This window comes from Microbispora sp. ZYX-F-249 (genome assembly GCF_039649665.1).
Lineage (GTDB): Bacteria > Actinomycetota > Actinomycetes > Streptosporangiales > Streptosporangiaceae > Microbispora > Microbispora maris.
Genome location: NZ_JBDJAW010000077.1, coordinates 1 through 14,037 on the forward strand (window position 1 = coordinate 1; position 14,037 = coordinate 14,037).

At 67.0% G+C, this 14,037-nt stretch carries 12 protein-coding genes and 1 pseudogene; 7 read left to right on the forward strand and 6 right to left on the reverse strand.

Annotated features, from left to right (window positions below; genetic code table 11):
- Positions 1–222, reverse strand: a 222-nt coding sequence (locus tag AAH991_RS38905) for a hypothetical protein (protein WP_346230972.1), incomplete at its 3' end; no start/stop codon positions are given.
- A 147-nt stretch (positions 223–369) separates the two neighbouring features.
- Between AAH991_RS38905 and AAH991_RS38910 the strand changes: the two genes are divergently transcribed.
- Both AAH991_RS38910 and AAH991_RS38915 read left to right on the forward strand, forming a co-directional pair.
- Entirely contained in the window at positions 370–630 is a 261-nt protein-coding gene (locus tag AAH991_RS38910) for a hypothetical protein (RefSeq protein ID WP_346230973.1), read from the forward strand.
- Positions 627–1,049: a hypothetical protein gene (locus AAH991_RS38915; RefSeq protein WP_346230974.1), complete on the forward strand. Its 423-nt coding sequence runs from the start codon at positions 627–629 to the stop codon at positions 1,047–1,049. Before AAH991_RS38910 ends, AAH991_RS38915 begins: the two co-directional genes overlap by 4 nt.
- 455 nt (positions 1,050–1,504) lie before the next feature.
- Here AAH991_RS38915 and AAH991_RS38920 read toward each other — a convergent pair whose 3' ends face one another.
- Positions 1,505–2,125 (reverse strand): AraC family transcriptional regulator, encoded by a 621-nt coding sequence (locus AAH991_RS38920; RefSeq protein ID WP_346230975.1) that lies wholly within the window; start codon positions 2,123–2,125, stop codon positions 1,505–1,507.
- Between the two features lie 493 nt (positions 2,126–2,618).
- Here AAH991_RS38920 and AAH991_RS38925 point away from each other — a divergent pair, with 493 nt between their 5' ends.
- A complete protein-coding gene (locus AAH991_RS38925) occupies positions 2,619–3,593 on the forward strand; it encodes an alpha/beta hydrolase family protein (RefSeq protein ID WP_346230976.1) in 975 nt (324 codons plus the stop codon).
- A gap of 97 nt (positions 3,594–3,690) precedes the next feature.
- A complete protein-coding gene (locus AAH991_RS38930) occupies positions 3,691–4,212 on the forward strand; it encodes a hypothetical protein (RefSeq protein WP_346230977.1) in 522 nt (173 codons plus the stop codon).
- Positions 4,213–4,291: 79 nt separating this feature from the next.
- Here AAH991_RS38930 and AAH991_RS38935 read toward each other — a convergent pair.
- Positions 4,292–5,827, reverse strand: a pseudogene (locus AAH991_RS38935) (ISL3 family transposase).
- Between AAH991_RS38935 and AAH991_RS38940 the strand changes: the two are divergent.
- The 3 genes from AAH991_RS38940 (at position 5,747) to AAH991_RS38950 (ending at position 7,014) form a co-directional block, all read left to right on the forward strand.
- A complete protein-coding gene (locus tag AAH991_RS38940; protein WP_346230983.1) occupies positions 5,747–6,055 on the forward strand; it encodes a hypothetical protein in 309 nt (102 codons plus the stop codon). The pseudogene AAH991_RS38935 and the gene AAH991_RS38940 overlap by 81 nt on opposite strands.
- 41 nt (positions 6,056–6,096) lie before the next feature.
- Positions 6,097–6,411, forward strand: a complete 315-nt coding sequence (locus AAH991_RS38945; RefSeq protein ID WP_346230978.1) for an immunity 53 family protein — start codon at positions 6,097–6,099, stop codon at positions 6,409–6,411.
- 276 nt (positions 6,412–6,687) lie between these two features.
- Positions 6,688–7,014, forward strand: coding sequence for a hypothetical protein (locus AAH991_RS38950; RefSeq protein ID WP_346230979.1), 327 nt, complete (start codon positions 6,688–6,690; stop codon positions 7,012–7,014).
- Between the two features lie 411 nt (positions 7,015–7,425).
- On the opposite strand, the gene AAH991_RS38955 is transcribed toward AAH991_RS38950, so the two are convergent.
- The 3 genes from AAH991_RS38955 to AAH991_RS38965 form a co-directional block, all read right to left on the reverse strand.
- Positions 7,426–9,357, reverse strand: coding sequence for a ThuA domain-containing protein (locus AAH991_RS38955; RefSeq protein WP_346230980.1), 1,932 nt, complete (start codon positions 9,355–9,357; stop codon positions 7,426–7,428).
- A gap of 202 nt (positions 9,358–9,559) precedes the next feature.
- A complete protein-coding gene (locus AAH991_RS38960) occupies positions 9,560–13,486 on the reverse strand; it encodes a ThuA domain-containing protein (RefSeq protein ID WP_346230981.1) in 3,927 nt (1,308 codons plus the stop codon).
- A gap of 229 nt (positions 13,487–13,715) precedes the next feature.
- The coding region (locus AAH991_RS38965) for an ROK family protein (protein ID WP_346230982.1) at positions 13,716–14,037 on the reverse strand (322 nt) is incomplete at its 5' end.

The following is a 14,037-nucleotide window of genomic DNA, read 5'->3' on the forward strand; positions in this document are numbered from 1 at the left end:
GGGGACGATCCTCCGGTCAGCGCTGGGGCTTGCGGACCTTGAACCGGGCGATCGGCTTGGGGTGGTGCGGGCGACCTCGGTGACGACCTGACCGGCGCAGGTGATGCGGAAGGTCCCGTCGGCCTCCTCGACAGTCACGGTCGCTCCGGCATGACCGATGCCGACGCCGACACGTTGCCCCGCGACGGCGATCCAGCCACGGCTGCTGACCCGCCGCTGCACCCACCCGGTCCGGCCGCCGGCCGGGGCTTGGGCCCGGCGGGCCGCGCATCCCGCAGGCGCGCCGTCTCCTCTTCGGTGAGCGGGTTGGGCGGACTGCGCAACACCCTGTCTATAGAATACTGCCGGTATACCTAGTAGCCTTGTGGTATGACTGCTGACATGACCACCATCAAGGTGCCCAAGCCCCTGCGTGATCGGATCAGCGCGATCGCTGATGAGCGTGGGCGCGGAACCACCCTCTCCCAGGTCCTCGCCGACCTGGTCAAGCGGTACGAGAGCGACGAGACCCGTGCCCGGCAGGCAGCCCAGCAAGTCCATGACGAGGTGAAGGCGGACAGGGAACTCATGGAGCGCGCTCGCGCGCGGGCCGCTCAGCACGCCGCATATCTAAGCGAGCGGGGCCGGTGACAGCGCTCGGATTCGTCCTCGATGACACTGTCCTGACGGAACTGGGCCGAGCCGATCGGGAGCTGCATGCACTCCTGCTGGCGTATAGCGAACACGACCTTCGCACAACGGTACCGACCCTCACATTGGCGGTAGCCGAAGCGGCGCTGACGCCTGATCAGAGGCTGATCCTCTCAGGCACACTGAAGATCCTCTCGCATGTCTGGATCGCGTTCATATCCGATGAAGAAGAGAGCGCGCGGCTTGCTGACGTGCTCACCTATCTGGGTGATACGCCGGACGCGGGGGCAGCGCATGCGGTCGCGGTCGCCCAACACCTCGACTGGCCCATCCTGACGATGAGCATGAAACGCTGGGAGCCGATCGCGGCGCTTCTGCCCTACCGTCTCGACCTGTTCGAAATCAAGGATCCGGACTGATAGCGCTGCTAAGCCGGGGTCAAGGTCCTGCGACTGCCGGTCCCGGCTCGCTCCAACCCGCTCCCTGTAGTTCCCTGTCGGCGAACTGCTTGACGCTGGCGTCGACCTGGCCACCACCCAAGCCCTGGTCGGGCACGCATCTCCTGCCACTACCGCCCGATACGACCGGCGGCCCGAGCGACGCCGCCAGGAGGCGACCGACAAGCTCACCCTGCCCAAGGCCCAGCCGCCACCGACCATGCCAGTCACAAGTAGCAGGGCAAGCATGATCCGCCGCTACATCATCTGGCGCAACCGCCATGCCGACGACCGGCGTCTACGCGCCGTCGTCGACAGGGCGAACGTTGCCTGCTACGGCACTAGATACACCACTCCAGCGGAGGTGAGCCGGCCCACCGGTCAGCGCTTTCCCACGGGGGCCGGCAAGGTGGCAGTCGAGCCAAGACATCGCAGGTCTACCGCACGGTCCTGGCATAGCCACCTGCGCTCATGCCGAACCGCCGCCGAAAGTGCCGGTTGAGCTGGCTCTGGTCGCAGTAACCGAGCTCGGCGGCGGTCTCTGCCACGGGTCGTCCCGCTGCCAGCATGGACTTGGCGCCGGCCAAGCGCAACAGGGTCCGGTAATGGTGCGGTGGAACCCCGTAGGCCTGCCGGAAACTTCTGATCAAATGGCGTTTGCTGCAACCGGCGACTGCCGCGAGGTCGTCGAGCTTGATGTTGGAGTTCAGTTGGCTGTGGAGCATCTCCCGTACTTGACGAAGCGCTCGAGGACGAAGTGTCGGACTCGCTGCGCCGGGAGCATCCGCATGCCTGGTGAGCAGGACGTTCAGCAAGCGGATCAGCGACGACTCGAGATCCAACTCGTCCTCGCCGTGCGCCAAATCCCTGTGCAGCGCAGCGATGCCGTCGAAGAGGCCGCGGTCTGAATAGGTCACCTCGTGAAAGCGCGGCCGGCCTGTGCCGACCGGCATGAGATCGGCGTCGAGGAACATCAGTTGCACAATGGCCTGGCCGTCAGCGGCGGCTTTGTCCTGTTCGAGGCAGCTCACGACCTCATGGGGCTCGATCACCGTCACCGCGCCAGGAACAGGGGGGCTCTGGGTTCGCCCGAGGTACTGAAAAGGGGGTGCGGAGCCACCATGCGTGATCTTGATGGTGTACCCGCCGTTCACAGCGGTCGGGAAGTCACCATCGGCAGCGCGCACAACCAGGCTCTCGACTCCGAACCGTGCTCTTCTGCGACGCCCATCGGTTGCGGACTCAGCCATGTCACTTTCGCCCTAGTTAGGTTTGTTCGGTTGATCTTACAGTTCCCGGTAGACAAGTGCACCCGTCGGGCTAGGGAGGCATGACAGTCGATGGTTGAGCCAGTCGTCCTCCCCCTGCCGCAAGACCGCGGGACGAACACCTGACGAGATCTGTGCACCGCCGCGGAGATCGCCGTCCACACCGACCCAGGTGCCGGGCGGCCGTCCCTGGCCCATCAGGCTCGCGGCCACGACCGCCGATTCCATGCCTACCGCCAGTTACGACAGGCGCTATGTCGACACCGATCTCGAAAGGGCTCCGATGAGCAAGCCGTACAGCGACGCCGCCAACATCCCGGTCAACGCGTCGCAACCCGTCCTCACCTACCACCCGGTCACCCTCGACGTTCCCGGCCGGCCCGTGCCGCTGGAGGTCAAGGTGTCGATCCCCGCGACCGGCACCGACCTGCCGCTCATCCTCCTGTCCCACGGGCACGGGTTGGCGAACTTCCTGTCCTCCTACAACGGCTATGGGCCGCTGGCGAACTTCTTCGCCGCCCACGGGTTCGCGGTCATCCAGCCGACCCACCTGGACTCGACGGCCCTCGGTCTGCGCGACACCGACCTCAAGGACGCGCCCCTGTTCTGGCGTGACCGCGCCACCGACATGCACAACATCCTCGACCGCCTCGACGACATCGAGGCCGCCGTCCCTGGTCTTGCCGAACGGCGGATCGACAGGGACCGTGTCGGTGCCGTAGGACACTCTCTGGGCGGCAACACCGTCTCCCTCCTCCTCGGAGCCCAGATGCTGGACCCGGACGACGACCGGCCGAAGGACCTCTCCGACTCCCGTGTCAAGGCGGGAGTGCTCATTGGAGCTCCGGGCATCGGCAACGACGAGCACTTCGCCGAGTGGGCCAAGACGAACTACCCGGTGCTGTATTACACCGACTTCGAGCAGATGACAGGCACCGCCCTGATCATCGTGGGCGATCAGGACCTCAACCCCAACTTCTCCAATCGGCTCAGCTACCGTGCTGACGCTTACTCGGCCAGCCCCGGCGGCAACAAAACCATGGTGACCATGTACGGCGCTGGTCACATCTTCGGCGGCATATCGGGATATGACGCGGCAGAGACGAACGACGAAAATCCCGAGCGCGTGGCGACTCTGCGGGCTCTCGTGTGGGCCTACTTGCGCAGCCAGCTCTACTCGGCCGACCCGTCCTGGAAGAACGCGGTGAACGCCCTGGAGAACGGTGAAGACCCGATGGCCCAGGTCGAAACGAGGTAGTTCCGCGCGGTGGGCGGCGGCGCGACGGCCGCCGCCCACCGCACTTCATCGCACCGAGACCTTCCACCCCAGCACGGATCGCCCAGGAGCAACCGCCATGTGGACCACGTTCGCCGCAACCGTCGGCGGAAGCGCCGCCGGCCTCACCGGCCTCACCTTCATCGTTGTCGCCTTCCGCTTCGACGTCGTCGCCACCTCCAAGGAATACCGCAACCGCGCCGCGCAAACCGTCTCCCTGTTCCTGACAACCACAGTCACCGCATCGCTGGTCACCCTGCCCCAGCCGACCTGGGCACTCGGGGTCGAGCTGTTGGTCGCCGCAGCGGCAAGCGCAAGTCTGCTCTCGGTGCTCGACCACGCAGCCCGCCGCGGCACGTCCCAGCATGCGCGGCCCATCCTCGTCGTCGCGCTCGTCGTGTTCGCGGCAGGTATCGCCGCCGCCGGACTGTTCGCCACCGTCGGCTCCACCAACGGAATGGGCTTCTACGCCGCGAGTTCGCTGCTCGGCCTGATGTGGGGCGTCTACGGGACGTGGGTCTTCCTCACCCAGGCGGGCACAGATCAGATCAACTCGGTAGCAAACGTGCATGACCAGCCCGGCACCGTGCCGGCCGCCTGACCAGCCCCACACAGTGAGTCGGTGGAGTCCAGTTAGTTAACGGCTCTGTCCCGTAATCGGTGGTGGCGCTCAGTGATCTTCAGTGCAGCAGGATGCGGTGGCGTAGGAGGTCGAACCCAGCCCTGCCGTGCATCTGCCGCATGATTCTCTTCGTTCGCGTGTTGACGTCTTCGGTCCGGCCGTTGTGGTGCGGCAGGGTGATGCCGGCGTTACAGCCTCGCGGTCGAGTTCGAGGCCGTTGGCGAAGCCGTGCAGGTGGGGCAGGTCAGCGACCCGGGCCTCGCTGAGCCAGGTGGTGAGCTTGCCGTCGTTGCCCGCGGCCGGGGACAGCAGTTCGGCGAAGGCACGGATCAGGCGGGCGAGCTCGGCCGGTTCGGGGCACGCACCCGCGAGTTCCTGCAGCCACGCGGTGTCGGCCTCGCGCAGCCCGCCGGGGCAGGTGAGCAGAAGCCGAGCCAGACGGCGGGGTGTGACCACGGGCCGATCGCCCTCGGCCCGGCCTTGACTGAGGTAGCGGTAGAGCAGGTTGAGGGTGCCCGCGTACCCGAGTTCCTTGATCTCGCGGAACAACTGGAGGACCGGGACGGCCGGGTCGACGGCGCGTCGCTGGCGCAGGTGATCGCGGTAGGGATCGACGATGGTGGGCCGGTAGCGCGGAGCGCGGCGCAGGGCTTCCGGCTGCCGTGTGCGGGCGTAGCGCTTGACGGTGTTCAGGGACAGATTGAGGCGACGGGCGCATTCCAGCAGGCCCACCCCCTTGCCTAGCAGGTCGTGGATCTGCTGCCAGCGTTCGCGAGTGGTCTGCTCCCGGACACCGGCGGGCCGGGCCGGGTTGACCGCGGCCCAGCAGGAGCTGTGGGAGCGGACCTCGGCGAGGGTCTTGTCGCACAGGTTCTTCCACAGGTGCCACCTGTCGCTGACCTGCACCGCGTCGGGCAACGCCCTGCGGATCGCCTCACCGTAGGCACCCGACCCGTCCCGTCAGACGACCTCCACCCCGGGATGGGCACGCAGCCACGCCTCAAGAGCGTCGGCACCACGCCAGGGGAGAACCTCGATGCGCTCGCCGGTCTCGGCGTCGGTGAGAATCGTGGCGTATCGGTGGCGGCGCTTGAGCGCGAAGTCATCGACCCCGAGCACACGGGGGACCCGCGGTGGCGGCAGCGGCAACCGCATGAGCAGCCGCAGCGCCGTGGACCTCGACATCGCGACGTCCATCGCCTGTGACAGACGAGCACCGGCCCGGCCCGTGAGCTCTCTCACCAGCGCTCCCAGCTGGCCGGTAAGCCGGTTGGTGCGGCGCTGGTAGCGCTCCAGCAGCCCCGGCACCTGTTCACGGAACGTCTGCCGTGGGCACCCCAGCGCCGGGCAGACCAGGCATCGTACTGTCACCGACACCACCACTGTCCGTCCGTCGACAGGGACGTCGGTGACCGTCCGGCCGCAGAAGCCGTGCACACGGCCGGTCAGCACCCCGCACACCGGGGCACGGCACAGGCTCATCCCTCGTGCGGGCCATGACCCGAATGAGGTCGTGCTCGTCCGCCACATCCTCGATGACCAGGTCAGACAGCCCCGAGAACACCACGCCCACCAGATCGTTGATCTTCAGCACGCCTCAGGCCGGCAGGCGATCACACAGTGCCACCACCGATTACGGGACAGACCCGAAAACCGTACAGTCCCCATCGAGGCCCAGTTCACCGCCCTGCGCTACTTCGCACTGGACGGGACGGACCAGGCCAGCCATAAGGAGCAGGGCAGCATGATCCGCCGCTACATCATCTGGCGGAACAAGCACGCCGCCGACGAACGCCTACGCGAGGTGATCGAGGACGGCTGATAGCGAAGATCATCCCGTATACCGTGAGCTAGGATGCCGCGATGGCTGATGAGCCTTTCGGCTTCCTGCAACGGTGGTATGCCACTCAGTGCAATGACGAATGGGAGCACACCTATGGCGTAAAGATCGATACGCTCGACAACCCAGGGTGGAGCATTTCGGTGGATCTCGTCGGCACTGATCTCGAGGGCTACGCCTTCGGCTGGCAATCCCTCGATCGGACCGAGTATGACTGGATCCACATCAGAAGCGACGGCAGGCTGTTCCAGGGCGCGTGTGGTCCCTTGAACCTGGCTGAGATGGTCGCTGAGTTTGAAAGGTTCGCGACGAGCTCGGGCAAACCACCGGGCGGCTAACCGGCGACGGTAAGCCGATGTGGCAGGACGCGCACGCGGTGATGCTCGCTCTGCTGGAGGGGATCGACACCGCACAATGGAGGCGGACCGGTGGGCAGGACTCGAGCTGGACGGAGTGCAGGTGACCGAGGTCTCCGACCCCCAATAGCCGAGGCAGAGGGAGAAGGGCGGTCACGCCCGACCGGCCCCCTTCGTTATGGCCATGGCAATGGTTCGCCTGCGTGCACGGCAGGAACCGCGTGTCGAAGAGCAGGAGGTGTAGGAGAAGCATCTGTGATGGATGATGAGCAGCACCAGATCCCGGGCGGTGTTAGCGGGGACCGATCTGGGTGCAGTCATCCGGCCGTTGTCGCTGTGACCTCGGCCTTCTTATCGATCGTCGCGTTGTTTATGACGGGACTGAGCTACCTCTTCGATGTGTACGACTACGATCAGGTCGACCAGGACACTGTCGCCGCCCTTCAGCTCTTGTCCGTGATCGGATTACTCTCAGCCGTCGGTCCTCTGCTGATGCTGCGAAGGCACAAGGTAGCCGTAGTAGGCTACTCGATCCTTATTCTGTTGGCTGGTTATAGGCTCTTCGTGCTCGCAATAGGCTACTGATCTTGCCGTGCTGAGCTGGGAAAACATGGGTGCAGGTCAAGACTGGTTGAGTGGCCGTGAGGCCCCGCGATTCACCGCTGATCGCCGTCCGTTCTGGCACGCATCTGGCACGTGATCTTGCGTTGTGTCAGGCAGCGTCTTTCCCTGGTGAGGTGTGGGCCAATATGGCTGGAAGGGAGGACAGCATGTCGCCGGTTTCGCCGTCGTGGCGCCGTATCGACGCCTGGCCGGCGGTGCATGCGCCGGTCACCCTGGCGATGCTCAATCCTTCGGCGACTGGGGGTCACGTGCGGCACTTACCGGTGTTTCGTCGATAATCATGAGAAGGTCGTGCATCAATCCGCGATAGTGGTGCGCTCCAGCGTCAGCGCGGCGGGAGCGGCGATCCACCGCCCCCGCCGCGTTAACGGGTCAGCGGCGGTTGAGGTTCTGCATCCACTCCCGCAGTTCGCGCGCCTGCCGCGCGAGCTCGGAACGCGCCGCAGCGTCGCCGGAGGCCTTGTCGTTCGCCAGGTCGACGATCGAGTTCAGCGCCGGGATGGCGGTGGTGTAGTTGGTTGCCAGGTAGCTGTCCCGCGCGATGTCCAGGGCGGCATCGGCGGCGTCCGCGGCGTCCGCGGTCAGCAGCCCGGCCGCTCGGTCGGCCTCGATCAACAGGCTGGTCTCACGGTAGGACGAGCAGTTGGCGCCCGTGCGGTCGGCGGTCGTCTCGATCCCGCCGAGGACGATCCGCATGAACGAGTCGTCGTAGTACTGCGTCCGGAAGTGGCCGAGAATGTTTGAGAACGCCTTGCCACCGCCCCAGTTCTGGCACCAGGCGATCGGGTGGTCGCCGTTCATCAGCCGCAGCGGGTTGGTGGCCGCGTTGCCGCTGTTGAGGCTGCGCTGGTAGCTGTCCTCGTTGAGGCTCAGCAGCGTGTGCACGTCGGCCCGCATGTTGCGGTCGAAGTTGTAGAGCTCGTCGACCGTCATCCACCGGTCAGGGAGATGCGTGGTCGCCGGGTGCGTGTTGTCCTCGGTCACCACCTCGGTGTGGATGCAGCTGCCGCACTGGCCGAACCCGTTCTGGCCGTTCGGATGGTTGGTGAAGAACCCACCGACGAGGTCGCCGTACCACGGCCAGGTGCCGATCTCGAACGAGTCGGCGGCGCCGTGGATGCCGACATAGCCGCCGCCCTGGTGCATGTAGGCCTCGAAGTTCGGCTGCTCGGTGGTCGGATTGAGCGGGCCCGGGTGCCCGACGTTGGACTCGAAGACGATCGTGTCGTACTGCTTGAGCGTGTCGAGGCTCAGGAACGGGCTCGTGGGCAGCGTGACGGTCGGGAGTTGCGGGTCGTAGACGTCGACGTTGAAGTTGTGCGCGATGCCGAGCTTCTGGATCGCGGCCACGGTGTGCGGGATGTGGTCGTGCCGGAAGCCCGTCGTCCTGGAGAAGACCAGGACGTTGTAGTCGGCGTCCTGGTTGTGCGGGAGCGGGGCGAGCACCGGGTCCGGGATGAACTTCGGGCCCTCCGCGGGCTCGGACTCGAGGCCCGTCGCGGGCTCCGGCGCGAGCCGGCCTTTGAGCTGGTCGATCAGGTAACGCGCATCGCCCACGAGTGTGCTGCGGGCCGAGCCGGGCGCGATCCCGTCGCCGGCGATCGACACGAACTCGTTCAGGACCTGGCTCGCGCGCTTGGCCGAACCGGCGTCGGCGAGCGCCTTCGCCTCGTCGAGCTTGGCTTGGAGCGCCGCGCCGACCTCCGCCGGGACGCTGCCGGCGGTCACGAACCGGGTGATCAGCGTGCCGACGTCCGCGAACGATGTCGTCACGATGAACGTCTGCGTGTACTTCGCGCTGTTGGAAGCAGCGTCAGAGAGATGCACCGCGAGCGTGTGCACGCCGAGCGACAGGTCGGAGGTCTGCACCGGCAACGGCGGGACCAGCTTGCCGTCGAGGTACATGTTCAGCACAGCCACTCCGCCCGAGCCGGGGGCGGGGTCCGTGCGCGTCGGGATAAGTGTGGCGACGTGACCGACGTGACCGTCGGTGATCGCCGGGTACGATGCAGCCGGCGCGCGCGTGTCGATCCGGACCGAGATCGAGCGGAACGCCGCGACGTTTCCGGACGTGTCCACCGCGCGGTACCGGACGCTGGTGTTGCCCTCCTGCATGATCACCGCCGACGCCGTGGCCGACGCCGGCGCCCCCGCGACGGGCACGTCGATGTAGGCGGCGCCGCTGTTGAGCGAGTACTGGAACTTGGCGATGCCGACGTCGTCGGTCGCCGACATGTTCAGCGTCACCGGGCCGCGGTACCAGTTGTTCTGGCCGGTCGGCGCAGAGGGCGACAGCGTCGCCACGTTGATCGTCGGCGGTGTCGTTTCCTCTGCCCACGACGGTGCCGCGGGGATGAGTGCGGCCGCAGTCACACAGGCGGCCACTGCCGATGTGCGAAATCTTCTTCGCATGAGTGTCTTCTCTCTCTTGCCGCTATACGGGCGGGTTCGCTGGGTGCCGATGCCCGTGCCGACGAACTCGGGTTCGTCGGCACGGGCGGGTTTGCTAGCTGCCGATGCCTGTGCCGACGAATTCGGCCCAGTTGAGGTTGAACAGGTTGCCGCCCGTGGCGCCACCCGTGACCGAGCGGAACACCAGGAACAGCTCATGCGTCCCGGACATCGAGACCGGGAACGTCTGGCTCGTCCAGGTTCCCGTCCCGCCGGTGGACACGAGGTTGGCCGTCGTCAGGATCGGCCCGGTGATCGAGTCCTGACGGACCTCGATTGTCGCCAGCGGTGACCCGGGCGTGCGGCCGTTCGCCGCGTCCGCCACGCGGAACGTGATCGAATCGATGTTGGTCAGGTTGAATGGGCCGTTGAGCTGGAGCCAGTCGCCCGAGCCCAGGCTGCCGCGGTGCACGCCGGCGCCGCCGTCGGTGTTGGTCGCCGTGTTGGTGCCGGACTGGTTGACGACGAACTCCACCTCCTGGTGCTTCTGGCGGATCTGGTGCTGGCCGGTCGTGGTCAGCGGTGGGACCCCGCCCGGACCGCCGTGGTCGGTGTAGCGCGCCTGGACCACGCCGGAGACGGTGCCGCCGTGTGAGACGTCGTCGGCCTCCGTGTGGAGCACGCCCGAGCAGCCGTTGACGGACTCCTCGGCGTGGCCGTGCGCGTCGTGGCCGAGCACGAACGTCACCTGCACCTCGGAGCAATTCACCGTCCCGTCCTCGGGGTCGGTGACCGTGACCGAGAACGGGATGTCGTCGCCGAACGCGAACGTCCCGCCCTCCACCGGCGTATTGACGACCACCGTCGGGCTCGTGTTGCCCACGGTGATCACGGTGCTGGTCGAGGTTCGCTTGCCGGACGAGTCGACCACGGTCAGCACGGCCGTGTAGCGGCCGGACTGCGTGTAGGTGTGCGTCGGGTTCGGGTCGGTCTCGATCGCCGAGCCGTCGCCGAAGTTCCACTCGTAGCGGATCGAGTCGCCGGGATCCTCATCCAGCGAGCCGGCGCTGGAGAAGTTCACGGTCAGCGGCGTCGAGCCGTCGGTGCGGTCCGTGGTGAGCACGGCCTTCGGCGCGCGCTTGCCCTTGACGTACTCCCACTTGTACATGCCCGCGTCGGGGCTGATGACGTTGAACCCGTTGCCGTAGGTCAGCAGGTAGAACGCGCCGTCAGAACCGAACTGCAAGTCCATCGGGTTGTCGCACTCGAACCGGAACCTGCCTGCCCCGGCGTTCGCACGGCTGCCGCAATCCAGGAAGTTGTTGATCTTCTGAACGTGGTTGTTCTGCTTGTCGAGCTTGACCTCGCGCAGCGTGTCCTGCGTCCACTCGCTGATGATCACCGAGTCGTCGTAGTACGGCGGGAACTTGTTAGGGTTCGGGTTCTCCGGGTCGTAGTGGTACTTGGTGACCCCGTGCGGACCGACGCCGCCGGTGTAGAGCTCGGGGAACAGCCGCGGGCATTCGGTCGTCGAGCCGGGCGCGATCGGGCCCGGGGTCGGCGCGTAGTAGGCCTCGCACGGGGTGCCGAGCGGCGCGTTCGTGTTGTTGTCGCGGTAGGAGTACCAGATGTCCGGGTCGGTGACCGGCGGGACATCCCTCAGGCCCGGCTCGACCGTCGGACCGCCCTCAATGTTCCACAGCGAGTCGTTGCGCTGCGTCGGCCCGTCGCAGTCGAACTTCCGAGGCGGGTTGTTCAGCGGCGTGCCCGCGGTGGTGGTGCCGGGCGCGAACTCGTGGAAGTTCCACTCGTAGTGCGCGAGGTCGCGCTTGTAGCACGTCGGCCAGCCGTAGTTGGACGGCTTGCGCACGATCTGGTAGCGGCCGGTGCCCGACGGGCCGTGCGAGCGCTGCGGTGTCTGGGCGTCGGGCGAGTAGTCGCCGATGTAGGCCACGTCGTTCTCGTCGACCTGGATACGGAACGGGTTGCGGAAACCCATCGCGTAGACCTCCGGCCGCGTTTTGTCCTGCGGCGCGCCCGCGACCAGCGGGAACAGGTTGCCCGACGGGATCGAGTAGGCGCCCGTGCCGGAGCCGAAGTCGGCCTTGTTGGCGTCGGCGGCGGAGATGTCGCCGTCCTTGACATTGATCCGCAGGATCTTGCCGCGCAGGTCGTTGGTGTTCAGCGCGCTGCGGCGCGAGTCACCGGTGAGCCGCTGATACCAGCCGCCCGCCTGCGCCGTGTTGGTGGCGATCGCCGGCGAGGCGGTGCCGGTCAGACCGGCGCCGTCGGCGGTGATCTGCGGCTGATCGGACTGCTGCTTGCCGCGGCGGAAGAACACGTTGACGTTCGACGTGTTGACCGGGCCGCCGCTGGTCTGGATCTCATCCGCCTCGATGTTCGAGAGCGCCTCGAGCGCCGCGTCGATCGCGTCGCGATCCGCGTTCCACGCGATCGGCTCCGTCGTCTGGCCCTCGAAGGTCAGCGTGAACGTGCCGCCCGTCGCGTTGGTGACGCGCACGGTCTGCTGCTCGTCGGTCTTCTGCGAGTTGTAAGGTCCGTAGCCGCCGGCGTTGATTCCGCCCGCGGGCGTGTCATCGCCGGTGACCATCCAGAGGTTGCCGTGCTTGTCGAAGTCGATGTCGCCCCCGACGTGGCAGCACTCCTGGCGGTTGACCGGCACGCGCATGATCTGCTGCTCGGAGTCCATGTCGAGGTGCGCCGGCGTGCTGCCGGTGGCGTCGACGAACTTGAAGCGGCTGAGCTGGAAATAGCCCACGTACGGATCCCACGCGGTCTTGGACGCCGCCACGTTCGGCGGGGTGGTGTTCGGCGTGACCTGGGTGACGACCGATCCGTCGCTCAGCTTGACGTCGGTGACCTCCTTCGGCGAGTAGTAGAGGTAGACCCACTTGTTGGTCGCGAAGTTGGCGTCGACCGCCGGGCCATAGAGCCCGTCCTCGCCCGCGGAGTAGATCTGCTGCGTCATCGGCAGGCTCGGATCGGCGAAGTTGGCGACGACCGTGGTGACGCCCGTGGCCGGGTCGTGCATGCGCAGCGAGCCGAGGCGGTCCGTCTGCAGAACGCGGCCGTCCGGCAGCTGGTCGAAGCCGATCGGCTCCTGCAGGTTCGGCGGCGAGCCGATCTTCGTTTGTTGGTAGTTGGCCAGCACGGTCGCGCCGCAATCGCTGTAGGCCGGGTCGGCCTGGCCCGCGGCCCAGCCGATCGCGCCCTTGAGGTGCTTGGTGAGGCCGGCGTCGAAGCTCGCGGCCGTGTTGCCCAGGCCGGTGTAGAACGAGCGGCCGCCCTGGAAGTCCTTGCACCACGAGACCGGGTGATCGGCGCCCATCGTGCCCCCGGCGATCCCGTCGAGCTCGGCGCCCTGCGGCTGCGGCCCGAACGGGTCCTCGACGACGGTGTCGAGGACGTGTGACACACCGCGGACGTTCTTCGTGAAGTTGTACCAGCTGTCGGTCCGCGACCAGATCTGCGGCAGATCCTTGGTCGCGTCGTGGACGCGGTCGGCGACCTTCACGTCACCCGACTGCACGTCGGTCTTGCCGGACGCACGCGTCCCCAGGAGGTCAGTCAGGAACGACCAGGACTCGTCGGTCTCGACCGCCGAGCCGACGCCGACGAAGCCGCCGCCGTCGCGGAAGTAGCTCTCGAAGTTCGCGCGTTGCGCGTCCGTGAGCGGGCTCGCGAGACCCGTGTCCAAGAACACGACCGCGCGGTACTGCGCCAGCTTCTTCTTCGTGAAGTGGTCGCCCACGTCGGCGGGCCCGGGCGCCACGACCGTGAAATCACCGGTTCTGGCCGCATCCCGGATCGCGGCCAGGCCGGCCGACGACACCGCGTCCTGGGTGCTGCGCACCACGAGTACCTTGAAGCCGGCGTCTGGTGGTGCGGCCTTGGCGGCAGACGCGGACGGCTGCAGCAGCGCCGGTGCAGCGACGAAAGCGGGCTCAGCCGCCGTGGGGGCCTCGGCGCTCACCGGCGTCGCGAGGAGCGTGATGAAAGGGGCGATGAGGGCTAAGGTCATCGTGGTCGCGGTGCGACGTCTCGGGCGTCGTCCGTTTTCTGGCAGGGCTGCGTCGAGCAGCCTGGCCCACGTTCGATGACGTGGTGACATGGGGAACCCTTTCCTGACCGGGGGGACGTCAGGCAAGGCGCGCGCCGCCGCGCTTGTTGCCGCTTGTTGCCGCTTGTTGGCGTTGGTTGCGGATACGGGGGGTTGCTGGAGAGGTGCCGCTCCAGGTCTGTGGGGGCCGTCAGTAGGCTGTCGGCCGGGGGAGTGAATCCATGATCGTGGCCGGGTCGTCGATGATCCGGTTGACCACCATGCTCGCGGCGCCGCGGGACGCGGCGCCGAAGCCGAGCGTGGAGGCGACGAATCGGCACTGGGCGGCGGGGGCGGCCACCACGAGCCGCTGCAGCTGCTCCTGCGCGTGGGGCAGCAGCCACTCGGCCAGTGAGGCGAAGTAGCCCCCGATGACGATCAGTCGCGGGTTGAACAGGTTGGCCACGATCGAGCCGCCGAGCCCGAGCCATTGGCCGACCTGCGTCACCGCCTGCATCGTGCGCCGGCCGCCG

Excerpts from the sequence above, each read along its gene's own strand:
- AAH991_RS38910 (WP_346230973.1), top strand. The coding sequence starts at position 370 with ATGACTGCTGACATGACCACCATCAAGGTGCCCAAGCCCCTGCGTGAT.
- AAH991_RS38925 (WP_346230976.1), top strand. The coding sequence starts at position 2,619 with ATGAGCAAGCCGTACAGCGACGCCGCCAACATCCCGGTCAACGCGTCG.
- AAH991_RS38930 (WP_346230977.1), top strand. The coding sequence starts at position 3,691 with ATGTGGACCACGTTCGCCGCAACCGTCGGCGGAAGCGCCGCCGGCCTC.
- AAH991_RS38945 (WP_346230978.1), top strand. The coding sequence starts at position 6,097 with ATGGCTGATGAGCCTTTCGGCTTCCTGCAACGGTGGTATGCCACTCAG.
- AAH991_RS38950 (WP_346230979.1), top strand. The coding sequence starts at position 6,688 with ATGGATGATGAGCAGCACCAGATCCCGGGCGGTGTTAGCGGGGACCGA.
- AAH991_RS38960 (WP_346230981.1), bottom strand. The coding sequence starts at position 13,486 with ATGACCTTAGCCCTCATCGCCCCTTTCATCACGCTCCTCGCGACGCCG.